Source organism: Variovorax sp. F042 (assembly GCF_057814215.1).
Window position 1 is genome coordinate 23,544 of the sequence record NZ_JBVASX010000023.1, and the last position, 24,257, is coordinate 47,800.

Genomic DNA, 24,257 nt, shown 5'->3' on the forward strand with positions numbered 1-24,257 from the left:
TCCGTACACGCTGTGCTTGCGCTCGTCACCGGTGTAATGTAATCTATTACCTAATATGAAAGAAAATGGTAATAGAATTTCGGGCAACGAGCGCTTGTTGCAATGGATCGGAAGCATCCAGGCCCGAACTGGCGATCTGGCGGCCAGCGAGGCAAAGGTCGTTGAGCTCCTGCTCGCCGATCCCTTGTTCGTGGGCGTGAGCACGACCGCGCAGGTGGCTGCCCGCGCTGGCGTTTCGCCGCCGAGCGTGATCCGCGCCGCGCGTGCGATCGGGTTCAGCGGTTTCACCGAACTCAAGATCGAGATCGCACGTGCCCGCGGTACCACCGGGTTCTTCGCACCATCTGACGTGCTCACCGCGGATGCGACGACCGCTGCGGTGCTCGAGGCTTCGATCCGTGCAGGCACTGACGCACTGACGGCGCTCGGCGGCGCCCTGGAGCTGTCGGCGCTCGAGCGGGCGGTCAGCACTATCGAGCAGGCGCACCAGGTGATCGCATTCGGAGCCGGCCCCTCCGCGACGGTCGCCGCCGATGCGGTCTTCCGACTGCGCGCGGTCGGCGTGACGAGCATCGGCATCGCGGACCATCTGTCGGCAATGATCGCGACGCGGCTCCTGGGCCCCGGTGACGTCGTCATCGCCATCAGTTCGACGGGACGCACCTCGACGACCCTCGCCATCGCCGATGCGGCAGCTTCTGCCGGCGCCTCGCTCATCGCCGTCACCAACCAGTACGGCACGCCGCTGGCGAGCCTCGCGAACATCGCGCTTGTCGTCGGCGGGGCACCACTGACGGCCCAGATGGCCGCGGCCGGGAGTCGGCTGGCGCAGCTCGTGGTGATCGACGCGCTGGTCGCGGCTGTCGCGCTGCGCGACCCGCAGCGCAGCCGACGCGCCGAACGGGCGGGCATCGACCTGCCCGATATCGCCTGATGCTGCCCGGCACCGTCGCGATGGTCCTCGCCGCTGCGCTCGCCCATGCGGTATGGAACCTGGCCTCGAAGTACAAGCGCGGTGATGCCTTCCTGTTCGTCTGCGCCTACACCTACGCTTCGGCGCTGCTGTGTGTCCCGATCAGTCTCGTCTTCATGGCGGATGGGCAGCAGGTGCTCGGCTGGCAACTCGCGGCGGGCGCCGCTGTCTCGGCCGTGTTGCACACCGCCTACTCTCTGACGTTGCAGGCCGGCTACGAACGCGCCGAGCTGGGGGTGGTTTATCCGGTCGCCCGCGGCACCGGGCCGGTGCTGGCGATGCTGTTCGCGATCCTGCTCCTGGACGAACAGCTCGCCGTTGCGGCGATGTTCGGCGCTTCGCTGGTCGTGGCGGGCATTCTCGTCGTCACCGGCAACCCGTTCAGGAGCGCAAGCCGCCGGCCGCTGCAGGGCTTGCTTTGGGGCGCCGCGACGGGGGCCACCATCGCCGCCTACACCGTCTGGGACGGCTACGCGGTCGTTGCGCTGCACCTGGCGCCTGTGAGCTACTACGCGGCCACGCTGCTGCTGCAAAGCCTGATCCTGACCCCCAGTTTGCTGCGCCGGCGCCATCGCATCCGAGCGGCCATCCATGTCGACGCCGTGCCGATTCTCATCGTGGCTGTGTTCTCCCCGCTCGCCTACATCCTCGTTCTCACCGCCATGCTGAAGGCGCCGGTGGCGCTCGTCGCGCCGCTGCGCGAGTCGTCCATCGTCATCGGCTCACTCGTCGCATGCCGACTGTTTGGCGAGGGTCATCTCGCGCGCCGCATGGCCGGCGCGGTGATCGTGCTGGCGGGGATCGCGGCGATCAGTCTTTGACGGTTTCTTCGATACCCCTTGCTACCGGACAGAACGGATCCAATCTCTGAAGAGCTTCACGGGAGTCTCTGCCGCTTTCAGGGGATCGCAGACCAGGTAGTACCCCGACTCCGTTCTGGCCACGTGATCCACGGCGATGACGAGCCGCCCGCTGCGCAGGTCATCGTCCACATAGGCGCGCTGGGCGATGGCGATCCCCAGCCCATCGGCCGCTGCCTGGTAGCACAGCGCAGCATTCGCCAAGGTGATTCCATGCAGACGCGGGGAATCCACAAGTTCGGCCGAACTGAACCATAGCGACCAGGCTTCCGGGCGCATCATCGAGTGCAGCAGGTTGGCTTGCAGCAGGTCTTGAGGTGTCTTCAAATGCCTGGCCAGGTGGGGTGCGCAGACGGGAAGAAATTCGTCGTCGAAGAGGTGATCCAGTTCGACATCGGCCCACTCTCCCATGCCATGCCGGATCGCGCAGTCAGCGCCCTCGAGCCGGATGTCGTCGGCCATTGCAATGGTCGAAATCTCCAGGTCAACGTCGGGGTGTTGCGCGTAGAAGCCGCGCAGGCGAGGCACCAACCATCGGATGGCCAGGCTCGGCGTCACCTTCAGGCGCAGCCGCTTGTCCAGCTGGACATCGACCACGTCATTGAGCGCATCGTTCAGGCGATCGAAAGCATCCGAGACGCGGTGGGCCAGTCGTTTGCCCACCGCGGTGAGTTCGATCTCGCGGCCGGATTTCTGGAACAGCTGCGCTCCGAGCCCGACCTCCAGCTGCTTGACTTGCTGGCTGACTGCGCCGGGCGTCACATGAAGCACCTGAGCGGCGCGCGTGATCCCCTTGGCGCGGCACACTGCATCGAACACGCGCAGCGGGCCCAGGAGCGCACGGAGACTGTGCATCGTGACCAAAGTGAAGGCGCAGCGAACTCAGCGCTCGCCCGGACCCGCCGCTGCGGTCGTGCCGCTCGCGTGCTTGTCGATCGGACGCTCCGTGAGGCAGAGCATTGCGGCCGCAACCAGCAGTCCCGCTGCCAGACAGAGCCACGAGACATAGCTGCCGGAAATGTCAAAGAGCCGTCCCGCGAGGAATGGCCCGATGCCGGCACCGATGGCCACCGTGGCATAGACGCCCCCGAAGAGGGTACTGTAGAGGTTTAGCGGGAATTTTCGGCTCACCAGATAGGCTGCGAGGTCGAACTCCGCGCCGACCGCGAAGCCTGTCATGAGCAACCCCGGAAGCACCAGCGCCGGTTGGCCTGTTGCCAGAAGCAGCATGCCGGTGGCAGACAGCATGAAGAGCGTCGCCGACAAGCGAGCGGCATCGAACACGTCCAGCAGAAAGCCGGTGACGATCCGTCCGACGATGACCGCCACGCCAAGGATGCTGGCGAGACTGGCGGCGCGGTTCGGGGAAAGCCCCAGGTCGGTGAGCATCGGAACGACGTGCACGATCGTGCCGAAGATGCCGACCGAGCACAATAGGAAGACCGCGGCAATGCGGAAGAAGTGCGGATCGGCCAGCGCCTTCAGATTATTTCCGGCTGAGGCACGGCGGCCCTTGTCTGCAGGGGCCGCATCCGCGCCCCGCAGGAAGTAGGCAATCAATGGCAAGAGTACAAGGACAACCGCCGCAAGGCCCAGGTAGGTGGCGCGCCATCCGAAATGGGTGATGGCCGGCGTGACGATCAGCGGAATCAGGATGGCCCCGACGCCCGTTCCGGTGATGGCGATGCCCAGCGCCAGTCCGCGTTGCCGAGAGAACTTGCCCACGAGGATCTTCGTGAAGGACAAGGGCGAGGTCGCGCCACCGAGCAGTGTCAGGACCGTGACCAGTGCCAGAAAACTGGCCAACCCCTGTGTCCAAACGCCCAGAAGCAGGAACGAGGTCGATAAGCCCACCAGGGAGAGCAGGGTGACGCGTCGCGCGCCGTACCGGTCGATCACCTGCCCGATGAACGGCGCCGCGCATCCGAGCAGCACGCTGCTGATCAGAGAGCCCAGGGACGCGGTGCCTCGGGTCCACCCGAACTCGGCGGCGAGCGGCTTCAGAAACAGACCTGAACTGTAGAAGTACAGCGATGAGACGCCGCTAGCCAAGCCAAGGAAGCAACCCAGGACGTAGCGCCAATGCTGCCGCAGTTCTGAAGGTGAATGAGGAGAGGGCGTCATGTGCGGATCCTTATGACGATGTGAATGTGAACGGTGGAACGGCGCGGTCGTCATGCACGCCGAGAAGAAACTTGCTGCGCTCCTTCGCCCGCAAAAAGCAGTCGAACGGAGCCGACGGATCGGTGGCTTCAGTGTTCGACCGCGCCGAGTCGATCAGCGGTGCGCATCGCCTCGTGAGAGTGGGCCTTCCTTTCGAGGTCACGTTGAACCAACGATGAATTCGTCTTCAGCACTTCTGGATGCCGATGGTGCGGTTCAGCAATGCCTCTTCGCCGCTCAGTACAGCCGCTGACCCGGAGTAGGCGGCCAAGCCGCGTTCCAGCACGATCACATTGTTGGAAAATTCGAGAACGACATCCACGTGTTGCTCCACGATGATGCAGCCCACGCCGAGCTGATGGCTCATCCGGACGATGGCGTCCATCAGCTCCTCGCGCACCATCGGCGCCAGGCCTTCCAGCGGTTCGTCGAGCAACAGGATGCGCGGCTGCCCGACGAGTGCGCGTGCCACGGACAGCATTTGCTGCTCGCCACCCGACAGCTGCGTGCCGCCGTTGCGTCGGCGCTCCTTGAGCCGCGGAAACAGCGCATAGATCGGGGGCAGGGCAACGCTGGCCGAGCGTCCCTGCAGGCCCGACAGCAGGTTCTCCTCTACTGTCAGTGAGGGGAAGATGTCGCGGCTTTGCGGCACGTAACCGAGGCCAGCGCGCGAGCGTGCGTAGGTGCTCGCGCTGCTGATGTCGTTGCCGCCGAAGTGAATGCGCCCCTTCATCAGGTCGGCCAGGCCCACGGCTGTCGCGAGCGTCGTGGTCTTGCCGGCGCCGTTGCGTCCGATCAGACCGAGGCGCTCGCCTTCGCGTACGCTGAAGCTCAGATGCTCGAGCACTGGCAGGCCGCCATAGCCTGCGGTGACGTCGTCGAACCGGAGTTCAATGGTGGGCTTGGGCATGACTGTCTCGTCCGAAGTAGATTTGCTTGACCTGCTCGTTGGCAGCGACTTCCTGTGGCGTCCCCTCGACCATCACCGCACCGGCGACCAGGACGATGATGTGCGACGCGAACCGGAACACCAGGTCCATGTCGTGCTCGATCAGCAGGACGGACAGATCCTTGGGCAAGCTCCCGATGGCTTCCATGATGCGGCCGCCCTCACCCTGTGGCACGCCTGCGCCCGGTTCATCGAGGAGCAGCACCTGGGGCCTCATCGCGAGCGCAAGGGCGATCTCCGCAAGCCGCTGTTCGCCCAGTGCCAACTGTCCCACCACCCGATTCGCATAGGGGTGCAGCCCCAGCATGCCGAGTGTCTCGTCGACATCTTCCTGCACGCGTGTGGAACGCGTCGGCGAGGGCCACCACTGCATGGAAGCCCGGTGCCGCTGCAACACGGCGACCTTGACGTTGTCCGCCACAGTGAGTTCCTTGAACAGGCGGCTGATTTGGAACGTGCGAACGATGCCGTTGCGCACGCGTGCGTACTGCGGCAGCTGGACGATCGAGCGGCCGTCCAGCTGAATGTCACCCGACTGCGGGCGCAACGCCCCGCTCAGGAGGTTGACCAACGTCGTCTTGCCGGCGCCGTTCGGCCCGATCAATGCCGTGCGGGCTCCCTGGGGGAGGGACAGCGTGACGTTCTGCGTGACCGCCAGGCCGCCAAAGGAGTGACTCAGGTTATGAGTCTGGAGTCGGTGGGTCATCGTGCCACCCCACTGCGGCCAGGCCGTTTGGTGTACGACACAGCGCGGTCCACAAGTCCGATCAAGCCTTCGGGCAGGACGATGAGTACGACGATCAGCATCGACCCGATGAAGAACAACCAGTGATAGGGGTTCAAGGTCGATGCGATGTGATGGATGGTCATGTACGCGACGGTGCCGAGCACGGCGCCCGACAGACGGCGCGTTCCACCCAGAACGATCATGACCACGACTCCGGCCGATGTCGTGAAATCCAGCATGAAGAGGTTGGCGACTTTGCTGGTCTGCGCTGTCAATGCGCCAGCCAGCCCCGCCACGATGCCGCCGACGGTGTAGACGGCCAGCAAGTGCAAGTAGACGCGCCCCCCCAGCGCCTGAACTCGTCCGGAATCCTGCCGGATGGCCCTGGCCGTCAGGCCGAACGGTGACTCCACGAGGTTCCTCAGCAGGAAGTACACGAGCACAAGTGCGCCCAAGGCATAGAAGTAGCCCGTGTGGCTCAGGAAGTTGAATTCCCAGATGCCCAGCAGGGGAGCGATGCTGAAACCGGCAAGCCCATCGTCGCCGCCCGTGAGCCACCTCGCCCAATTGGCCAGTTCAAGCAGCAGCTGGGCGACCGCGATGGTCAGCATGACCAGCGTCAGTTTGGTTGACCGCAGCATGACGGCGCCGCTCAGCAGCGCGATCACGCCGCCGCCCAGCCCGCCCAGCAGCAGGCCGACGATCGGGTCCGCCGTCAAATACAGCGCCGTCCAGCCCGCGACGTAGGCACCGCTGCCGTACAACGCGGCCTGGCCCAAGGTCGCGATGCCGGCCTGTCCCAGCACGAGACTCAGCGACAGCGCGAAGATGGACATGGTCGCCATGTTGGTGAGCAGGCCGAGATCCTGCGGAAACAGCACGAAGGCCAGCAGCCCCACCAGCATCAGCACGAGCTCTCCGCGCAGGTGCATCCACGGGCGGGCGCGAGACGGTGCGGTCACCGTCATGGGCGCACTGACCGTGTTCATGCGTGTCTCCCGAACAACCCTTGCGGTCGAACCAGCAGGACGATGATCATCGTCAGGAAAAACGCAGCCGATGCGAGCTGCGGAACCATGTATTTCATCGAAGTCTCCACAATGCCGAGCAGCAACGCTGCAAAGAATGAGCCGAACAGATTTCCGTTGCCTCCTACAGCGACGACGGCCAGGAGGATCACCAAGTATTTGGAGGCGTAAGTCGGCTCCATGGGCAGCAATTCCGCGCCGGCTATGCCTCCCAGTGCGGCGAGCGCTGCACCCATCACGAAAGTGGCGGCATAGATCTTCGTCGTATCGATGCCGATGGCTCGTGCGATGGGCGCGTTGTCGACGGCAGCGCGTACCCGGATGCCAAAGGACGATTTGTCCACCGCCAGCCAAAGAACGCAGACCACAACGAGCCCACAGGCCACAACGATGAGGCGATGCCGAGGGATGGACCGAAAGCCAAGATCGACCGTGCCGTTGAACAGCTCCGGCAGCGCCACCGATGTCACCGTCGAACCGAACAGCAGATTCACCGCGGCGGTTGCCACGAACATCAGTCCGATCGTCACCAGCATCTGATCGAGATCGTCGCGTCGATAGAAGCGCCGTAGCAGGATGCGCTCGAACAGCAGCGCAACCAGTCCCACCAGGACGATGGCCAGCACGAAACCCAGCCAGATCGGCACGCCCAGGCGTTGCGGGATCGTGGCTGCGAAGAAGCCGCCGAGCATCGCGAAGGCGCCATGGGCCAGATTCACCACCCGCATCAGGCCCATCGTCATTGACAGGCCCACTGTGATCATGAACAGGATCATCGCGTACGCGATCCCGTCGATCAGAATGCTGCTAAGAAGCGCGAGAGACATGCTGCAGACTCTGCGTCACTTGGACGCGTTCTGGGTGCGGCCGTAGTCGGGCTGCATCTCGAACGTGCGGAATTCCCGGTTGACGTAGCGTCCGGACGGATCCTTTTCGACCACGCGCATGTAGACGTTCTGCACGAACTCGCGGGAGGCCGGGTCGATCTTCACGGGACCACGCGGACTTTCCCAGGAATGCCCCTTTGCGCTGGCAAGCGCCTTGGCGCCATCGCGCTTCCCATCGGTTGCCTTGACCATGTGATAGATCACATGCAGACCGTCATACGCGTTCGCAAGCTGGACGGTCGGAATGGCCTTGGGGGCAACCTCGCCGAGGGCCTTGATGACGGCGTTGTTCAAAGGAGAGTTGTGCGTGGCCGAATAGAACATGCCGGTCTCGATGCCCAGAAGATCCGGGCCGATCGCTCGCAGCTGGTCCTCATCGGTCTCGGCCGTGCCGAGAAAGCGCACGCCGGCCGCCCTCAATCCGGCCTCGTTGTATGCCTTGACCATCGCGTAGGTCGCAGGACCGCCTGGGGCAAAGACATACAGGGCATCGGGCTTGAGCGCCTTCACGCGCTGCATCAGAGGACCAAAGTCGGTTGTCTTCAGCGGCGCGCGGATGGCCTCGAGCAGCTTGCCTCCGCCGCTGACGAATGCCGTGGTGAAGCCCTTCTCGGCGTCCAGGCCGGGACCGAAGTCGCTGACGAGCGTGACAACATTCCTGACGTTCTTCTCCAGCGCGTACTTGGCCACAGGCACCGCCATCTGTGGCAAGGTGTACGAGGTGCGCAGCAGGAAGTCCGACTTGTCCAGAAGCGAAGATGTCGATGCGTTGAAGATCACGACCGGTACCTTGGCCTCCTGCGCGAGCGCAGCCACAGCCAGGGTGTCAGGAGTGAAATAGAGGCCGGCGATGTACTGGGCGCCTTCCTTGACAATCAGTTCCTGTGCCAGTGCCTTGGCCTGCGCGGGGTTGATCTCCGGAAGGTCGCGATAGATGACTTCGATCGTGTGTTTGCCCACGGTCGTGCCATTGAGCTTCTGGTATGCCTTGGTCGCACCCTCCCAGGTTTGCCCCACGGCTGAAAACGGTCCGGACATCGGCGCGATGACGCCAACCTTGATGACGTCGGCGCGGGCCTGAAAGGCGATCGTCGCGAGTGAGACCGCCAAGGCGGCAACTAATTTGATGGTCATTCTTTTCTCCAAATGGTGGGGCGTGTCTGGCGCCGTGAGCGCCAGGGGGGCGAACGAGGTGACGTTCCTTCGAACGGATGTCAGACCGAGGCGCTGTTTTCTGCCCTGGTGGTCGCTTCAAGGGCGACATCACGGGCCATCAAGGTTGCGTACTTCTGATTCATGTCGAACAGGTTGGCCTCGTGGGCCTGCAGCGACCGGTCGCCCACGCAGTCGGTGATAACGAGGGGGCGGAACCCGTGGCACATGGCGTCGACCACGCTGGCGCGGACGCAACCGCTGGTCGTGCACCCGGCAATCAGGAGGGTCCGTATGCCGCGCAGGGACAACCAGGCGGCCAGCGAAGTCCCGAAGAAGGCCGAGGGACTGGTCTTGCGCAGCACCAACTCCCCGGCTACCGGCTGCAGTTGCGGAACGATCTGGCTTTCGGGCGCATCCTCGCGCAGGGCAAGGATGGGGGGCACCTTGAGCGCGAAGATGTTGGCGTCGGCGCCATCGTCCTGGTACACGACCCGCGTGTGCACGATCGGCCATTGGCGCTGGCGCGCTTGGGAGAGAAGCCCGCGCGTGCATTCGATGGCGGGGCCGATGTTGCCGCCGCCAAACGTGAGCGGATCGGCGAAGCCATTGATGAAGTCGATGATCAACAGGCCGTAGGGCGCCATGGGCGCCACGGCATTGCCGAACCCTTGCTTCTGGTAGATGTCTTGATCGAAGCTCATTGGAAGGCCTCGTCGATCACCTTGCCGTCGCGAACCACGACGATGTCATCAAGCGCCACCGTGCAATTGCGCAGCGGAATGTCGAGGTGACAAGGCGTGGTGCGAGAGCCGCCGGCCTCGTTGTTCGGGCCCAGAGAGAACAGGAAATTGCCTTCGAATGAGCGCGCATCCTGGCCCGTCGTCGCCTCGCGGTCCATCAGAGACAGTGTGTGCCAGTAGCACCGTGGCTGCATCCCCCAGCCGATGTGCGCGATGGCGTAGGCCTCGGGGTCCTTGTAGGCTTCCATGAATTCGCGCAGCAGGGCGGCATCGACGTCACCTTCGATGCTGCGCACGAAGCCACCGCTCAGATTCATCGTGATCTTGTCCGAGACGTAGTTCTTCTGCGGCAGCAGGATGTCCCCGCGATCGATCACGATGGTGCCGTCGCTGCCGCCTTCGTTGGCGAAAGTAAAGAGAAAACCGCTGGGCCAGTGGTCCCAGCGCCCGGGTTCCTCGCAGAAGCCGTACTCGGTGATGACCGGAAATTCGCCGAGTTGGAACGTCACGTTCGTGCCGGCCGGCGACGTCACGTGCATCCTCTTGGCCTTCTTGAGCAGCTTCGACGCGTCCAGCACGCGCTTGCGATCGGCTTCGGTCGGCACTGCCCGCACCAGGACCTCCGGCGGCTCCACGGCCAGCAGGATCTTCGTTCCCGACTCGAGGATCTCCATCTGTTCGGGCGAGAACAGCAGCAGCATCAAGTCCAGGACGAGGTCACTGTTCTTCATCGCCGCCAGCGCGGCCGGGTTGTTGGTCAGGGGCGTTGCGCCCAGGTAGCTCATCAGGTCGCGGCTGGTAGCCTTTTCCGCGTTGATGGGTTGCAGCTCGATCCTCGTCACGATCGCGCCCGCGGCCTGCGCGGCGATCGTTGCGGTCTGGAGCGTCTGCGGATGGGTGTGGGGGCCGCACAGAATGGAGACCGTCTGTCCGCGCTCGACTTTGCTGAGCTTCAGGACCTCGTCCCAGGCCTTGATCATCTGATAATCGCTGACTGCCATTTTTCGTCCTTTGGAGTGAAGTGTCAGAACTGCAGCAGCGCCAGGTCTTCCGGGCTGCCTAGCTTGAAGAGACGGCGCGCATTGCCATGGCACACCTGTGCCCGGGTCTTGTCGTCCAGGGGGGCGTCTTCGATGAAGGCGCAGGCCTGGGCGGTGGACTCATAGGGGTAGTCCACCGAAAAGAGCACGGCCTGTGCCCCGAGCTCGCCAATGGCGCCCAGCAGGGCCGGTGCGGAGCACACGCCGGACGTGGTGATCAGGATGTTGCTGCCGATGTACTCGCTGGGTTTGCGCGCCAACTTGATGCCGGATGGATACGCGGCGAAACGGCTGTCGATGCGCCAGCGCTGGTATGGCAGGGCCTCGCCCATGTGGCCCAGCACCAGGGTCAGGCGCGGGAATCGGTCGAACACCCCGCCGAACAGCAGGCGCAACGCATGGCCCGCCGTCTCCACGCCCCATCCCCATGCCGCGCCCTGGAGCACAGGCATACCTTCGAGCAGGGCCGGCGCCTGGCTGAACGCGTTGGGATGCAGATAGATGGGCACGCCAAGCGCCTGTGCGCGCTCCCAGAACACATCGAACGCGCCACCTTCGTAGTAGCGACCCAGGGTATGGCCGTTGATCATGGCGCCTTTGAAGCCATGTTCGACGACGGTGCGCTCCAGCTCCTTGGCCGCGGCGCTCGGATCCTGCATGGCCACGTGCGCGAAGGCGCCGAAGCGCTGCGGATGGCGTGCCACGCGCTCGGCAAGGAATTCGTTGTTCTCGCGCGCCCGGCGCACGGCGGTGTCGCGATCCGCCTCAGCCTGTACACCAGGCATCGTTTGCGACAGCACGACGTACTCGATGTTCCCTGCGTCCATTTCCGCAAGGCGCTGATCGTCGAAGTCGGCCAGCCTGGCGTCGAGCTTGGCGACGAATTCGGCGGGCAGCGCTCGCGTGTATGGGGCTGAGTAGGCGTCGAAGCCGGGAGCGCAGAAGTGTTCCTCCAGCGCGATCTTTGGGATTTGATTCATAGTCTTCCTAGGTGGCCTCAGACCGGGTACGCCAAGGCGGTGTCGAGAATTTCCGTGTCGTGGATCACTTCGCGGCTGGCAAGCAGCAGCCGTTCGCCTTCGCGCACGAAGCGGTCGTGATAGACCCCGGCCAGGTGCACCGTGGATGGGCCCTCCACCAGGGTCTGCATGAGGATGAAGGGCGTCTGGGAACTGATCGTGTTTCCCGTCTCTTGCAGCACGCGCGCAATCCCCAGCACATGCAGCATGTGCCGCGGCGCGAACATCTGCGAGTGCGCGACGGCGAGGGCGCGGTCGATGATCATGTCCAGGCCTTCGCAGTAGATGAGTCCCACGGGCATGTTCAAGAGCGCGTTCTGGCGCGAGGTCACGCGGTACGTCGCTTCCTGGCTGAAGAAGTCCGGCCAGCGTTCGACGTCGTTCGCATCCAGGACCGCGCAGTACTCGACGTGAAACGACTCGATCTCGGCGCGCAGCTCGGCTGCGCGTTGCGGCGAGATGGTGGTCTTGGCGTAGGCGAGCCGATCCTTCATGCTCCCTCCGCAACACGGATGTCCATCACGTCCCGGTAGTACTGGTAGAGGGAGCGGATGCAGGACTCGGAGATGAGATTGCGTGCCGTGCCCTGGTGGCCGGCATCGAGCTTGACGACGTTGTTGTTCGTGGACGAGTTGCGCAGGCCTTCCTGCACGAACTTCAATGCCTCGTTGTCCTCAAGGCCCAGGAAGCCGGCCGGGCCCATCAGGTTGCCCTGACGCAGGCGGTGCCGTGTCATCTCCGGCGTGTCGTCCTCGTACCCGAACATCGTCCACTGCATCACCATGCTGTTCGGACCGTTCGGGATGATCTGACGCACACCCATCGTGTTCATCTGGCGCTGAACGATGAGGTTCGGCCACATGGTCATCATGTTGGCGGACCAGGGCGACTTGAACTCCCGTACATAGTCCAGGAACCGTTCGTCGCGCAACCGGAGGTTGTCGCTGAAGGAACGCATCTGCGCCTTGTCGTCGTCCGCGACAGTGGCATAGATCTCGTCCGGCTTGGCCGACGCCATGAAGCCATGGCGGCCATGCGCCTTGTCCGCAAACACGATCGACTTGATGCCGGGAACCAGCAGGCCAAACACCACGAGAAACGAATGCAGCAGCGTCGCGTGGTACGGATCCTTGAGGTTCTCGTGGTACATCTTCCAGTTGCAGGGAAGCTCGTTGCGGCAGTAACCCAGGATCTTGAGTTTCTTGCCCGAGAAGGGAACGTCGAACTCCTCGACGATCTCCTGGGTCATGTACTCTTCCAGGGGCGGGGTCTTGTCGGAGTAGGTGGCGAACACCACGCCGTTGCGCGTGGCCACGCGCAACTGGCGGGTGCCGTGGTCAGCGTTCTTGAAGTCCGCCGGCATGCCACCGACCTTGTTGATGCCGCGCTTGAACGGAACGCCCTGCAGGTTTCCCTTGAGGTCGTACGACCACTGGTGGTAGGGGCAGACGAACTCCTTCGTATTGCCCTGGCTGGCGCGACAGAACTCAGCGCCGCGATGGGCGCAGCGGTTCTCGAAGACGGAGATCGTGTGGTCCTCCGCGCGAACGATCACGACGGCCGTGGCGCCGACGTAACCGCGCTTGTAGTCGCCCGGGTTGGGAATCTCCGCTTCCAGGGCGACAAAGTTCCAGGTGTCCCCCCGAAAGATGCGCTCGATCTCCTGGTCATAGATCGCCTGGCTGGTGTAGACCCAGTCCGGAATGTTGTTCATGGCGTCCGCTGGCCAGACGCACTGTTCCAAGGGCGGGTTCTTTCGGGCATTCGTGATGCCGATGGCCGCCTGCGATTGATACATGAAAGCTCCTTAGCTTTGAGAGAGGTGGTTTAAGCGGTGATTGCGACGTCGGCCTGCATCTGCTTGGCCCATGCGCGTAGAGGGATGGCGTCCCGTTGAAAGTCCTCCAGCTGCACGGGGCGCCCGCGTTCGAAGAGAGGGCGAACGGCTCGCAGATCGGCGCCTGCATTGATGGCGACGCCGTGCAAGGGGACGGAACCCCGATGGCCGATCCACAGCACCTTGTCGTCGGCCGGGTCGCCGCGGCGCACATATTCGAGATCGCTGGCCGGCAGGCCCAGCATCTGGATGTTGTGTTTCCCCTGGTCGGTCCAGAACCACGGCACCGCGGGTGCAGGAAGAGGCAGGCCCAGCATGGCGGCAGCGGCCGTGCGCCCCTGCTCGTTCGCGTTCTGCCAGGATTCGAGGCGCGTTGGCGCCGCCTGGCCTGGGCGGCGTTGGCTGGTGCAATCGCCACATGCAAACACGTGTGCGTCGCTGGTGCGGCAGGACGTGTCGACCAGAATGCCGCCGCCTGCCGCGATCTGCAGCCCCGCATCGCGCGCCAGCGCGTCGTTGGGCAACAGGCCGATGGCGACGATCACCTCATCCACTTCCAGCTCGCCGGTGCTGGTGCTCAGGCGCAACCGACCGGTCGGCAGTGAATGAACGCCGCTGCAGGAAGCGCCGAGCAGGAGCGTCGCGCCCGCCGCCTGCATTCGCGATGCAAGCCATACCGACGCCTCCGGCGGCACAAAGCGATTGAGCAGGGCTGTGGCGCGTTCGAGCACCGTCACCGAAGCGCCTGCAGATAGTGCCGAGTGGGCGATTTCGAGGCCGAGGAACCCCCCGCCAAGAATTGCGACTTGCGGCGTTCCTTGAAGGGCTGCGCGCAGCCTGCGCGCGTCATCCAGAGTCCGGATGTAGTGCACACCTGGGCGGCCGGCCGGAACGGACGCGAGCGTGACCGCCTCGCCGCCGGTGGCGAGCAGGCAGAGCTCGTACTCGAGTACCTGCCCGTGCGCAAGGCGGACGTGCTGCTGCGCAGGATCCAGTGCAACTGCATCGCTGCCGCTGAGCAGGTCGATCCTGCTGCGCGCCCAGGATTCGTCCGTGAGGACGTCCAGCCGGAGGGCGTCGGCAGCGACCAGGACGGCCTTGGACAAAGGCGGGCGCTCGTACGGTCTGTGGCGCTCGCGCCCCAGCATCGTGATGCGTCCGCTGTAGCCATGCTCGCGCAGGGCGTGTGCCGCGACAGCCGCCGACTGGCCCGCACCGACGATGACGATGCCGCGGGAGGTCATTTGCCGGCAGGCGACAACACGTAGATGTGATCGCCCTCCCGCTTCACGGCATGGGTGCGCAGGTCCACGGTGACCGGCGCACACATCGCTTTGCCCGTACGAATGTCGAAGCGGCCCTGATGCAGGGGGCATTCGACACAACCGTCTTCCACGTAACCCTCCGACAGCAAAGCGGTGGCATGGGTGCACATGCTGTCTGTGGCGAAAAACTCGTCGTCGATGCGGTACAGCGCGACACCGTAACCAGCGACATCGACCGTCTTCGCTTCATCGTTGCTCAGCTCTTGCGCCGAGGCGATCTTGATCCAATCCATGGGCTCCATCCAGTCGTTGAAAGATTCGAAATAGATACTCAGTGAACTGTCATATTAGTTGGATCGATTTGTCTTTTCAAGTGCGGGTTTGTACTTGTTGGCACTGCACCAGAGTGGATGGAAACGCACCGGAAAAAGAGCGAAGAAGGTGCGTATTCATTAGGGTATTGCACCGAATGAGTGAGTTCATGGCGTCAGGGTTTTCATCAAGAATCGCTGCCTTCACACGCGTGGACAGTACGTCTATACTTTTGCATGTGTACTGTCATAAAACAGGAATCTGGCTGCGGACGGCGTGCTGACAGCTGCGATGCGAATGGTGGGATTCGGCAGGTGAACATCTTCTGGATGAGAGCCGATTGGGTGGGCAAGTGCGCGGATGAAGCGTTGAACGTGTCTGGTCAGGACCGCCGTTCACGAAGGGGTCCCAGTGCTTTCGAATTCGCGCGCACATCGGGCGCGCCTGGTCGAGGTCATGGCTTCGCTCGGGGGCTTTCGATGAGTCAGCGATGCGGCGGCGAACGCGGCGCACGAAGTGCTGTCACGCGCCAGCTTCGCGGGGCCATCGGTGCGCATGAGTGAGCAGCCACTGGGATCGCTGGGGCAGTGCCGCCGTGTCGCACATCCTGTGCGGCGCACGGGAAAAATTAGTCAAGCAAAAGGAAACGCATGAACCAAGCAGACATTCCGGCGAGAGTGCTCAAGCGCGAGGGCATCGGAGCCCGTGTGCCTCGCAAGGAGGATGCGCGCCACATGGTGGGCAAGGGCAATTTCGTGGGCGACTTCGTATTGCCGGGTCTGCAGGAGGTCGCGTTCCTGCGCAGCCCTCTGGCGCACGCCACCATCACGGGTGTCGAGATTCCGGAAGCGATTGCGGGGAAGGTGTTCCTGCGCGAGATGATGCTGGATGCAGCGGACATCGGTTCGCCTTCTTCGCTGCCCACATACCAGTACTCGGCCTTGCCGCCGCTGGCTTCAGGCAAGGTCCGGCACGTGGGAGAGGCGGTCGCCATGGCTGTTGCGCCCACGCGTGCAGTGGCGGAAGACCTGCTCGAGGAGGTGCAGGTCTCCTATGCCGAGCTGCCCGTCTACCACGGCGCCGAGTCTTCTCTTGCCGCGACGGGAGACTTCCTTCATTCTGAGTGGAAAGACAATGTGTTTCTCACGCTGCGGGCCGATCGCGACTTCGATGAACTTGCCGCGAAGGCGGAAGTGAAGGTCAGTCGCACCGTCGAACTGTCGCGTCAGTGCATCGTGCCGCTGGAGGGAAAATCGGTGCTGGCCTACTGGGATTTTCAGGCCGATCAACTCGTGGTCGTCAGTGCGACGCAAGTCCCGCATCTGCTGCGCGTCGGTATCGCCCAGCACCTCTCGATGAACGAGGAAGCGGTGCGCGTGGTGTCACCGGACGTGGGTGGCGCCTTCGGCTACAAGGGGCAGCTGTACCCCGAAGATCTGTGCATCGCCTGGCTGGCCAAGACGTACCGGACCCCATTCCGCTATCTTGAGGATCGGCGTGAGCATCTGATCGTCGGCGCCAACACGCGGCAGCATCACTACCAACTCACTGCCTACGCGGACCGCACGGGAAAGCTCCTCGCGTTGGACGCTGTCATCACCATCGACGGCGGTGCCTATTCCTACTATCCCTTCTTCGTCGGTCTGGAGCCTGGTCAGGCAATCGGCAACCTGCCGGGGCCCTACACCTTCCGCGGCTATCGTTGCGAGACCCTGTGTGTCGCGACTAACAAGCCGGGCTTCATGGCCTACCGCGGCGTGGCGCGCACCGGCGTGTGCTTCGCGATCGAGCTCCTCATGGACGCCGTGGCGCGTGAAGTGGGCCGAGAGCCATGGGAGGTCCGCATGGACAACCTGGTCCCGGCCGCTGCCATGCCCTACGTCAACGTGGCCAACAAGCACTTCGACAGCGGTGACTTTCCCGCGAGCCTGCGCCGCGCCGTGGAGATGATCGGACTGGCTGCTGTGCGTGACCGGCAAGCCCGGGGAGAGCCGGACGGACGTCGGATCGGTTTCGGAACGGCAACCTACACGGAGCAGTCCGCGCACGGCACGACCGTGTTCGCCAACTGGGGGTTGCCGGTGGTGCCTGGTTTCGATCAAGCGGTGGTCAGGATGACCGCGGATGGCGGACTGGAAGTGCGCGTCGGCGTGCACTCGCATGGCCAGGGCATGGAGACCAGCTTCGCGCAGATCGCCAATGATGTGCTGGGCATTCCTGTTGCCCGGATCCGGGTGGTGCATGGCGACACCGCGCTCACGCCCTTCTCCTCGGGGACCTACGCGTCTCGGGCCACCGTCATGTCCGGAGGCGCCATCTCGACGGCGTGCAAGGAACTGTTGCCTCGCATCCAGTCGATCGCCGGCTATCTCATGGGCGTGGACCCGCAGACCGTCGCGTTGGTCGAGGGGTTCGCGGTCGCCGGGGAAAAGTCGATTCCGCTGTCCCAAGTGGGCGGCGCGTGGTACCTCACGCCACAGGACCTGCCCGAGAACGTGCATCTCGGTGGACTGGAGGTTTCGCGTGCATACAAGCCCAGGGTCGACACGGGTACCTTCACCTATGCCACCCATGCGGTCGTTGTCGCCGTCGACACGCAGACAGGCGAGGTCGAGATCCTCGACTACGTCGTCGTCGAGGATTGCGGCACCATGGTCAATCCGATGATCGTGGAGGGTCAGACCATCGGGGGCATCGCGCAGGGCATCGGCACCGCGATGTACGAAGAAAGCCCATACGACGACCAAGGCCAGCCCCTGGCTTCCACGCTGGCCGACTACATCCTGCCTGGCGCCACGGAAGTGCCGCGCATCCGCATCGAGCACTTCGAGACCCCTTCGCCTCACACCGAGTTCGGTGCCAAGGGCGTGGGGGAGGGGGGCGCGATCGCGCCGCCCGCGGTGATCTTCAACGCCGTGAACGACGCGTTGCGGGGCACGGGTGCTGCCGAGGTGCTGATGACGCCCCTGACGCCACGTCGCTTGCTCAAGGCCCTTGAAAGCGCGAAGCCGCAACAGGAGCTCGTCAAATGAAGGCTGCGAAATTTGCATACACGCGGGTCTTCGACGTGGATGAGGCGATCCAGGTGCTGGCCAAGGGCGGTGGCACGGCCAAGGCGATGAGCGGAAGCCAGTCCTTCGGTCCCATGCTCAACTTGAGACTGGCGCGACCCGCGCAAGTGGTCAACGTCGCCCATATCGCGGTGCTGCGCGCCGTCAGTCGCAAGGGCGAGTGGGTCGAGATCGGCGCTGCCGTCACGCATGCCGAGATCGAGGATGGTGTGTATCCGCCGCTGGCTGCGCATCCCATGCGTCAGGTCGCGGGTGGCATCGCCTACCGGGCCATCCGAAGCCGCGGCACCGTCGGAGGCAGCTTGGCGCATGCAGATCCGGCTGCGGACTGGGTGGTGACGCTCGCTGCACTTGGTGCCCGCATCGTGCTCAGGTCGCCGCGCGGCGAACGCACGATCGAGGCCGACGGCCTCATGCTCGGCGCCTATACGACCGTGCTCGAGGCTGACGAGTTGATCGTGGCGATCCATGTGCCATCCGAGACGCCGAGCACGCGCTGGGGGTATCACAAGGTCTGCCGCAAGCCTGGGGAATTTGCCGAAGCCAGTGCAGCGGTTTATTTCGATGTCTCGCGCAAGTGTGCACGCGTGGTTCTGGGGGCAGCGGACGGGCCCCCGATCCTCTTGGACGAGTTCGCGGCGGAAGTTGCCAGCAAGGGTGCGCAGGCTGCGGGGCGTGACAAGGTGGGCGCGGCCGTCGGCCTCGTGCTTCCTGATCGCGACGGTATCGACCGGAAGCTCTTCACGGCCTGCGTCGAGCGCGCGCTCGAGCAGTCGGGTGTTTTTTCCAACCACAAGCTAGCGGAGTAAGAGACTTGAACCCCATCTCTATTCAGGTCAACGGCCGCGGCTTCAGCCGGCAGGCGGAACCGCGGATGCATCTTGGTGACTTCCTGCGGGACGAACTGCGCCTGACAGGAACCCATCTTGGCTGCGAGCATGGCGTCTGCGGCGCATGCACGGTGCTCGTCAACGGGCAACCGACGCGCTCGTGCATCACTTTCGCCGTGGCATGTGAAGGCCAGGAGGTCACCACCATCGAGGGCTACGACGATGATGCGGTGATGCAGAGGCTGCGTCCGGCGTTCACGCGTCATCACGCACTGCAGTGCGGCTTCTGCACACCCGGCATGCTCACCACGGCGCGCGACATCGTGCTGCGTCTGCCCCACGCCGACGAGGCGCGCGTGCGCCTGGAGCTGTCCGGGAACCTGTGCCGCTGCACCGGCTACCAGGGCATCGTGGACGCCATCCTGGATGTGCTGCAACAGCAGCGTGTCGCCCCCGACACGCAAGTCGAAAAGCTGCGGCAGACGCTGAGCCTGCCGCGAACCGTGGCACTGGGCCCGGTCACGACGCCGAGCCAGGCGCAGCCGCCCGCGCGTTCGACCGCCAAGCCGCCCACGGCGGATCCGGTGGCTGCCGCGGAAATGGCGGAGGTCGATCCCGTCGCGATGGCCAAGGCCAAGGCCAAGGGCAACGCGATCGAAGTGCATTTCGATGTGCCCTATCCGGCCGATCAGGTGTGGGAGTTCATGGGCGACCTGCCTGCCGTTGCGTCCTGCTTGCCCGGTGCGACCATCGACTCGCACGAGGGAGAGCGGGTCAAGGGCACCATCGCGATCAAGTTCGGTCCGATGTCGGCGGCGTTCGCTGGTGCAGCGCGGCTGGAGCGTGACGACGTTGCCAGGCGCGCAGTCCTGCGCGGTGCGGGCCAGGACAGCCTGAGCAAGTCGCGCACCCAGGGAGACATCACCTATCGCCTGGAAGCACTGACGGCGGGCAACACTCGTGTCCACGTGGACATGATCTATGCCCTCCAGGGTCCACTGGCGCAATTCTCGCGTTCCGGACTCGTGAAGGATTTCGTGCGCCGCATGGTCGCGGACTTCGGCAAACAGATCACGCGACGGTTGGGCGGGCAGACGGTTGCGTCCAATGAACTACAACCCACGGTTTCCGTCGCCGGGATGATGTGGAGCGTGCTCTGGGGTCGCATCCGTGGCTGGTTTGGAAAACCGCCGCAGCCCTGACATAACTCGCTTCAGGTGCGATGAGCAAAACACGCGAGCGATTGGATGGTGCTTTCACCGCAGCTTCCAACGGGACGCTGGATCCTCGCATACGGGCGAGTGAGTGAATCTTTTTTGGAGTCTCAATGAGTTCCTTTCTTCGTGGCTATCACGTGCGCGCGAACGGAGTGCGGCTGCACCTCTTGCGCTACGGCGGGCAGGGCCCTCGACTGCTCCTGTTGCCGGGAATCACGAGTCCTGCAATCACCTGGGGCTTCGTCGCCGAGCGATTGGCTCGGCACTTCGACGTCCATGTCCTTGACTTCCGGGGGCGCGGTCTGTCCTTCAGCGCGCCCGGGATGGACGCGGGCCTCGATGCCATGGCGGCCGATGTGTTGGACCTGCTGAATGTCCTGGGGTGGTCGTCCGTGACGGTGCTGGCTCACTCCATGGGCGCCCGCGTGGCGATTCGCGCCGCGGCGCGCGATCCGGGACGCATGGACAGGCTGCTGCTTGTCGATCCGCCCATGTCCGGCCCTGGGCGCCGGCCTTACCCAGTCCCCCTGTCTTGGTATGTCGAGTCGATCCAAATGGCTGTCAAGGGCATCACGGCCGAAGAGCTTCGCCCCTATGCACCCACCTGGTCAGACGAACAGTTGCAGCTTCGGGCCGAATGGCTTCATACCTGCGACCAGGGTGCCATTGTTCAGGCGCATGCCGGCTTCCATGAGGACGACATCCACGCCGATCTACCCAAACTGCAGACGCCGGGACTTGTGATGGCGGCCGGCCGAGGAGGGGTGATGCTGCCGGAAGACCTTGCTGAGATCGAGGCTCTCGCGCCTGGATTGTCGCAATGCACGGCCTTGAATGCCGGGCACATGATCCCGTGGGATGACGAGGAAGATTTTTATCGCTTGCTTGGTGATTACCTGAAGGTCGACCTGCGTTAGCGCAACCTGAAGCGCGATTTGGTTTCCATTCACTCTCAAGGGAGTCGATAAACTCGTCGGCTGACACCTTCAGCGATCTCGAGATAATGACAAAGCGTTCTCCCGCTCAGAAAAAGACAGTCGGCACGGCCGATGTGGCAAAGCAACCGGTCCTGGAGCCTTTCAATCCATTGCGCCAGGTCATGTGGCGTCGCCCGGGTTTCCTCATCCGCAGGCTGACCCAGATCGGACAGGCGATCTTTTTCGATCTATGCAAGTCCGAGAGCATCACGCCGCTTCAGGTTGGCATGCTGACAGCGCTTTCGATGAACCCTTGGCTGGATCAGAAAGCGATCGGTCGAGAGCTTTCGCTGGACAGGACTACGACGGCGGAAGTGCTCAAACGTCTCAGTGACAAGGGGTTGGTCGAAACCCGCGTCAACCCGGACGATCGTCGGTCAAGACTGTCGGTGATCACCACGGATGGACTCAACCTGATCAACGACTTGCATGAGAGCATTCATCGCTCCCAAGAACTGCTGATCGAACCGTTGTCGCCGGAGGATCGCGTTGTCTTCATGAGGTTGCTTGCGCAGCTTGTCGATGCACATGAAAAGAAGGAAAAGGAAAGCTGAGTCGTCTGATGGCATTTCCGTCTTTCACAGACTGATCACTATCGCGCACTGATTTCTTTCAGCGCCCGTATTCATTGCTGAACGGCCGCAGCAGCTGCCGTCTTCGTCGACTCGATATCTCCATGCATCGGTCTTCTGCGGGATTTCTCTGGATGCCTTGAGAGTCGTGGGAAGCCGTCGAAGGTCAGGTTGTTGGCCGTCGGTTGACCACACGCAAGTTGTGTTTACTAAGTAATTTGGGACTGCTTTTGGAAGCAGGATTGAGATGAGCTACACCGCCCCCCTCAAGGACATGCTGTTCGACATCGAGCACCTGGCCAACATCGGCGAGATCGCCAAGCTGCCCGGCTTCGAGGACGCTGGCCTCGAGACCGCACAGGCCGTGCTCGAGGAATGCGCGCGCTTCAACCAGGACGTGGTGGCGCCGCTGAACGTCGCGGGCGACCGCGACCCCTCGTCGTTCAAGGGCGGCGCGGTCACCACCACGCCGGGCTTCAAGGAAGCCTTTGCGCAGTACGTGTCGGGCGGCTGGCAGGGCCTGCAGCATCCGTCGGACTTCGGCGGACAGGGCCTGCCCAAGACCATCGGCGCGGCCTGCGGCGAGATGCTCAACTCGGCCAACATGAGCTTCGCGCTGTGCCCGCTGCTGAGCGACGGCGCCATCGAGGCGCTGCTCACCGCCGGCTCCGACGAGCTCAAGGCGGTGTACCTCGAGAAGCTCGTGAGCGGCCAATGGACCGGCACGATGAACCTCACCGAGCCGCAGGCCGGCAGCGACCTGGCCATGGTGCGCAGCCGCGCCGAGCCGCAGCCCGACGGCACCTACAAGGTGTTCGGCACCAAGATCTTCATCACCTACGGTGAGCACGACATGGCCGAGAACATCGTGCACCTCGTGCTGGCCCGCGTGACCGGCGCGCCCGAGGGCGTGAAGGGCATCAGCCTGTTCGTGGTGCCGAAGTTCATGGTCAACGCCGACGGTTCGCTCGGTGCGCGCAACGACGTGCACTGTGTGAGCATCGAGCACAAGATGGGCATCAAGGCCTCGCCGACCGCCGTGCTGCAGTACGGTGACCACGGCGGCGCCGTCGGCTACCTCGTGGGCCAGGAAAACCGTGGCCTCGAATACATGTTCATCATGATGAACTCGGCCCGCTACGCCGTGGGCATGCAGGGCATCGCGATCGCCGAGCGCGCCTACCAGCACGCCGTGGCCTACGCCAAGGACCGCGTGCAGAGCCGCCCGGTCGATGGCTCGATCAACGCCAGCGCGCCCATCATTCACCACCCGGATGTGAAGCGCATGCTGATGACGATGCGCGCCTACACCGAAGGCTGCCGCGCGATGGCCTCGGTGGCCGCCGCCGCGTACGACGCGGCGCACCACCATCCCGATGCCGACGCGCGCAAGCAGAACCAGGCCTTCTACGAATTCATGGTGCCGCTCGTGAAGGGCTACAGCACCGAGATGAGCCTCGAAGTGACCTCGCTGGGCGTGCAGGTGCACGGCGGCATGGGCTTCATCGAGGAGACCGGCGCGGCGCAGTACTACCGCGACGCCAAGATCCTCACGATCTACGAAGGCACCACCGCGATCCAGGCCAACGACCTCGTGGGCCGCAAGACCGCGCGCGACGGCGGCCAGACCGCCAAGGCGATTGCCGCGCAGATCGAGAAGACCGAGGCCGAGCTCGCCAAGAGCGACAGTGCTGCTGCCGCAGCCGTCCTCAAGCGCCTGACCGCCGCGCGCCTGGCCTTCATCGACGTGGTCGATTTCGTCGCCGGCCAGACCAAGGCCTCGCCGAACGCCGTGTTCTCGGGCAGCGTGCCGTACCTCATGCTCGCGGGCAACCTCGTGGCCGGCTGGCAGCTGGCGCGCTCGCTGATCGTGGCGCAGGACCAGGCCTCGCACAACGTGGACGTCGCCTTCATGCAGGCCAAGATCGCCACCGCGCGCTTCTATGCCGAGCACATCCTGAACAAGGTGCCGGGCATTCGCGACAGCATCGTTGACGGCGCCGAGAGCGTCACGGCGCTGCCAGCCGATATGTACTGACGGGATTGATGTGCAGACGAAGCTCTTACTGCAAGTATTAATTCCTCGTTCTTTGGTGGATGTCGACTTACTTCTCCACGGGTCAGTGAATTCATCACGAGGTGTCTATTCAGCGTAGGCGTCCGGGCAACTCGCTTGATGACGAGTGCGGCGATCAACGCTGCCGCCAGCGATGCGGAAGGAGTGCTTCGTCAGGACATCGCGCAGGTAGGCATGGGAGGCGTGCCCGTTGAGCTTGGCCGTGGATCGGGCTGATGACGGCGGCTGCTCGTCTAGCCCTTGTGGCAATCTCCCTCTTGTGAGATGAGGAGGTAGCGAGCCCAACTGACGGTAATTGGGTGTTTACGTGCCTTTGGTTATTGTCGGTTGGCCGCCCGTCGCATCGTTGGCGCGAAAGCGGTTTGTATCGGCAGCGCTTCGATAGGGTAGGGTATGGCTCCGCAAGCCATACAGAATGCCGCGTGCTAAGCGGCTGCTTCAGACTGAGGCTGTGTGAAAACGCATTGAATCCGTGAATACCGTCGCCTAGATTGAGACAACGCCACGAACTGGGTTGCCACATGAAGCGATTCATCGAGCCAGGGGATCGAAGCCAGA

General features: G+C 63.7%; 22 protein-coding genes. 8 read left to right on the plus strand and 14 right to left on the minus strand.

Annotated features, from left to right (window positions below; translation table 11 throughout):
* The first annotated feature begins 55 nt into the window (after positions 1-55).
* Positions 56-934, plus strand: coding sequence for a MurR/RpiR family transcriptional regulator (locus ACZYSP_RS34715; protein ID WP_354339063.1), 879 nt, complete (start codon positions 56-58; stop codon positions 932-934).
* Entirely contained in the window at positions 934-1,794 is an 861-nt protein-coding gene (locus ACZYSP_RS34720; RefSeq protein ID WP_487849868.1) for an EamA family transporter, read from the plus strand. The genes ACZYSP_RS34715 and ACZYSP_RS34720 overlap by 1 nt, the downstream gene beginning before the upstream one ends.
* A gap of 21 nt (positions 1,795-1,815) precedes the next feature.
* On the opposite strand, the gene ACZYSP_RS34725 is transcribed toward ACZYSP_RS34720, so the two are convergent.
* The 14 genes from ACZYSP_RS34725 to ACZYSP_RS34790 form a co-directional block, all read right to left on the minus strand.
* A complete protein-coding gene (locus ACZYSP_RS34725; RefSeq protein ID WP_354339061.1) occupies positions 1,816-2,688 on the minus strand; it encodes a LysR substrate-binding domain-containing protein in 873 nt (290 codons plus the stop codon).
* A gap of 27 nt (positions 2,689-2,715) precedes the next feature.
* Complete coding sequence (locus ACZYSP_RS34730; RefSeq protein ID WP_354339060.1) at positions 2,716-3,957, minus strand: MFS transporter; 1,242 nt, start codon at positions 3,955-3,957, stop codon at positions 2,716-2,718.
* Positions 3,958-4,183: 226 nt separating this feature from the next.
* Positions 4,184-4,906, minus strand: coding sequence for an ABC transporter ATP-binding protein (locus ACZYSP_RS34735; RefSeq protein WP_354339059.1), 723 nt, complete (start codon positions 4,904-4,906; stop codon positions 4,184-4,186).
* Complete coding sequence (locus ACZYSP_RS34740; RefSeq protein WP_354339058.1) at positions 4,887-5,651, minus strand: ABC transporter ATP-binding protein; 765 nt, start codon at positions 5,649-5,651, stop codon at positions 4,887-4,889. The genes ACZYSP_RS34735 and ACZYSP_RS34740 overlap by 20 nt, the downstream gene beginning before the upstream one ends.
* On the minus strand, positions 5,648-6,661 hold the full coding sequence (locus ACZYSP_RS34745) for a branched-chain amino acid ABC transporter permease (RefSeq protein WP_354339057.1): 1,014 nt from the start codon (positions 6,659-6,661) through the stop codon (positions 5,648-5,650). Before ACZYSP_RS34745 ends, ACZYSP_RS34740 begins: the two co-directional genes overlap by 4 nt.
* Positions 6,658-7,527 carry a branched-chain amino acid ABC transporter permease gene (locus tag ACZYSP_RS34750; protein ID WP_319362206.1) on the minus strand — a complete coding sequence of 290 codons (870 nt, stop codon included), beginning with the start codon at positions 7,525-7,527 and terminating at the stop codon, positions 6,658-6,660. Before ACZYSP_RS34750 ends, ACZYSP_RS34745 begins: the two co-directional genes overlap by 4 nt.
* A 15-nt stretch (positions 7,528-7,542) precedes the next feature.
* Positions 7,543-8,721 carry an ABC transporter substrate-binding protein gene (locus ACZYSP_RS34755; RefSeq protein ID WP_354339055.1) on the minus strand — a complete coding sequence of 393 codons (1,179 nt, stop codon included), beginning with the start codon at positions 8,719-8,721 and terminating at the stop codon, positions 7,543-7,545.
* A gap of 80 nt (positions 8,722-8,801) precedes the next feature.
* Positions 8,802-9,443: an isochorismatase family protein gene (locus tag ACZYSP_RS34760; protein ID WP_354339054.1), complete on the minus strand. Its 642-nt coding sequence runs from the start codon at positions 9,441-9,443 to the stop codon at positions 8,802-8,804.
* The gene (locus ACZYSP_RS34765; RefSeq protein ID WP_354339052.1) at positions 9,440-10,483 is read right to left on the minus strand and encodes a 2,5-dihydroxypyridine 5,6-dioxygenase NicX family protein; all 1,044 of its coding nucleotides are present in this window, start codon (positions 10,481-10,483) and stop codon (positions 9,440-9,442) included. Before ACZYSP_RS34765 ends, ACZYSP_RS34760 begins: the two co-directional genes overlap by 4 nt.
* A 23-nt stretch (positions 10,484-10,506) precedes the next feature.
* A complete protein-coding gene (locus tag ACZYSP_RS34770) occupies positions 10,507-11,502 on the minus strand; it encodes an amidohydrolase family protein (protein ID WP_354339051.1) in 996 nt (331 codons plus the stop codon).
* 17 nt (positions 11,503-11,519) lie between these two features.
* Positions 11,520-12,035, minus strand: a complete 516-nt coding sequence (locus tag ACZYSP_RS34775; protein WP_354339050.1) for an aromatic-ring-hydroxylating dioxygenase subunit beta — start codon at positions 12,033-12,035, stop codon at positions 11,520-11,522.
* Positions 12,032-13,339, minus strand: a complete 1,308-nt coding sequence (locus ACZYSP_RS34780; RefSeq protein ID WP_354339048.1) for an aromatic ring-hydroxylating oxygenase subunit alpha — start codon at positions 13,337-13,339, stop codon at positions 12,032-12,034. Before ACZYSP_RS34780 ends, ACZYSP_RS34775 begins: the two co-directional genes overlap by 4 nt.
* A 29-nt stretch (positions 13,340-13,368) precedes the next feature.
* The gene (locus ACZYSP_RS34785; RefSeq protein WP_354339047.1) at positions 13,369-14,622 is read right to left on the minus strand and encodes an NAD(P)/FAD-dependent oxidoreductase; all 1,254 of its coding nucleotides are present in this window, start codon (positions 14,620-14,622) and stop codon (positions 13,369-13,371) included.
* Positions 14,619-14,936, minus strand: coding sequence for a non-heme iron oxygenase ferredoxin subunit (locus tag ACZYSP_RS34790; RefSeq protein ID WP_354339046.1), 318 nt, complete (start codon positions 14,934-14,936; stop codon positions 14,619-14,621). The genes ACZYSP_RS34785 and ACZYSP_RS34790 overlap by 4 nt, the downstream gene beginning before the upstream one ends.
* A gap of 669 nt (positions 14,937-15,605) precedes the next feature.
* On the opposite strand from ACZYSP_RS34790, the gene ACZYSP_RS34795 reads away from it, so the two are divergent.
* From ACZYSP_RS34795 to ACZYSP_RS34820, 6 genes are all read left to right on the plus strand, one after another.
* The gene (locus tag ACZYSP_RS34795) at positions 15,606-17,987 is read left to right on the plus strand and encodes a xanthine dehydrogenase family protein molybdopterin-binding subunit (RefSeq protein ID WP_354339045.1); all 2,382 of its coding nucleotides are present in this window, start codon (positions 15,606-15,608) and stop codon (positions 17,985-17,987) included.
* Positions 17,984-18,835, plus strand: coding sequence for an FAD binding domain-containing protein (locus ACZYSP_RS34800; protein ID WP_354339044.1), 852 nt, complete (start codon positions 17,984-17,986; stop codon positions 18,833-18,835). Before ACZYSP_RS34795 ends, ACZYSP_RS34800 begins: the two co-directional genes overlap by 4 nt.
* A gap of 5 nt (positions 18,836-18,840) precedes the next feature.
* Positions 18,841-20,058 carry a xanthine dehydrogenase family Fe-S subunit gene (locus ACZYSP_RS34805; protein WP_354339043.1) on the plus strand — a complete coding sequence of 406 codons (1,218 nt, stop codon included), beginning with the start codon at positions 18,841-18,843 and terminating at the stop codon, positions 20,056-20,058.
* A gap of 125 nt (positions 20,059-20,183) precedes the next feature.
* Entirely contained in the window at positions 20,184-20,990 is an 807-nt protein-coding gene (locus tag ACZYSP_RS34810; RefSeq protein WP_354339042.1) for an alpha/beta fold hydrolase, read from the plus strand.
* An 83-nt stretch (positions 20,991-21,073) separates the two neighbouring features.
* Positions 21,074-21,604: a MarR family winged helix-turn-helix transcriptional regulator gene (locus ACZYSP_RS34815; RefSeq protein WP_436318413.1), complete on the plus strand. Its 531-nt coding sequence runs from the start codon at positions 21,074-21,076 to the stop codon at positions 21,602-21,604.
* A 265-nt stretch (positions 21,605-21,869) separates the two neighbouring features.
* Positions 21,870-23,660 (plus strand): acyl-CoA dehydrogenase, encoded by a 1,791-nt coding sequence (locus tag ACZYSP_RS34820; protein ID WP_354339038.1) that lies wholly within the window; start codon positions 21,870-21,872, stop codon positions 23,658-23,660.
* Positions 23,661-24,257 lie beyond the last annotated feature (597 nt).

Excerpts from the sequence above, each read along its gene's own strand:
- ACZYSP_RS34715 (WP_354339063.1), top strand. The coding sequence starts at position 56 with ATGAAAGAAAATGGTAATAGAATTTCGGGCAACGAGCGCTTGTTGCAA.
- ACZYSP_RS34720 (WP_487849868.1), top strand. The coding sequence starts at position 934 with ATGCTGCCCGGCACCGTCGCGATGGTCCTCGCCGCTGCGCTCGCCCAT.
- ACZYSP_RS34725 (WP_354339061.1), bottom strand. The coding sequence starts at position 2,688 with ATGCACAGTCTCCGTGCGCTCCTGGGCCCGCTGCGCGTGTTCGATGCA.
- ACZYSP_RS34730 (WP_354339060.1), bottom strand. The coding sequence starts at position 3,957 with ATGACGCCCTCTCCTCATTCACCTTCAGAACTGCGGCAGCATTGGCGC.
- ACZYSP_RS34735 (WP_354339059.1), bottom strand. The coding sequence starts at position 4,906 with ATGCCCAAGCCCACCATTGAACTCCGGTTCGACGACGTCACCGCAGGC.
- ACZYSP_RS34740 (WP_354339058.1), bottom strand. The coding sequence starts at position 5,651 with ATGACCCACCGACTCCAGACTCATAACCTGAGTCACTCCTTTGGCGGC.
- ACZYSP_RS34745 (WP_354339057.1), bottom strand. The coding sequence starts at position 6,661 with ATGAACACGGTCAGTGCGCCCATGACGGTGACCGCACCGTCTCGCGCC.
- ACZYSP_RS34750 (WP_319362206.1), bottom strand. The coding sequence starts at position 7,527 with ATGTCTCTCGCGCTTCTTAGCAGCATTCTGATCGACGGGATCGCGTAC.
- ACZYSP_RS34755 (WP_354339055.1), bottom strand. The coding sequence starts at position 8,721 with ATGACCATCAAATTAGTTGCCGCCTTGGCGGTCTCACTCGCGACGATC.
- ACZYSP_RS34760 (WP_354339054.1), bottom strand. The coding sequence starts at position 9,443 with ATGAGCTTCGATCAAGACATCTACCAGAAGCAAGGGTTCGGCAATGCC.
- ACZYSP_RS34765 (WP_354339052.1), bottom strand. The coding sequence starts at position 10,483 with ATGGCAGTCAGCGATTATCAGATGATCAAGGCCTGGGACGAGGTCCTG.
- ACZYSP_RS34770 (WP_354339051.1), bottom strand. The coding sequence starts at position 11,502 with ATGAATCAAATCCCAAAGATCGCGCTGGAGGAACACTTCTGCGCTCCC.
- ACZYSP_RS34775 (WP_354339050.1), bottom strand. The coding sequence starts at position 12,035 with ATGAAGGATCGGCTCGCCTACGCCAAGACCACCATCTCGCCGCAACGC.
- ACZYSP_RS34780 (WP_354339048.1), bottom strand. The coding sequence starts at position 13,339 with ATGTATCAATCGCAGGCGGCCATCGGCATCACGAATGCCCGAAAGAAC.
- ACZYSP_RS34785 (WP_354339047.1), bottom strand. The coding sequence starts at position 14,622 with ATGACCTCCCGCGGCATCGTCATCGTCGGTGCGGGCCAGTCGGCGGCT.
- ACZYSP_RS34790 (WP_354339046.1), bottom strand. The coding sequence starts at position 14,936 with ATGGATTGGATCAAGATCGCCTCGGCGCAAGAGCTGAGCAACGATGAA.
- ACZYSP_RS34795 (WP_354339045.1), top strand. The coding sequence starts at position 15,606 with ATGAACCAAGCAGACATTCCGGCGAGAGTGCTCAAGCGCGAGGGCATC.
- ACZYSP_RS34800 (WP_354339044.1), top strand. The coding sequence starts at position 17,984 with ATGAAGGCTGCGAAATTTGCATACACGCGGGTCTTCGACGTGGATGAG.
- ACZYSP_RS34810 (WP_354339042.1), top strand. The coding sequence starts at position 20,184 with ATGAGTTCCTTTCTTCGTGGCTATCACGTGCGCGCGAACGGAGTGCGG.
- ACZYSP_RS34820 (WP_354339038.1), top strand. The coding sequence starts at position 21,870 with ATGAGCTACACCGCCCCCCTCAAGGACATGCTGTTCGACATCGAGCAC.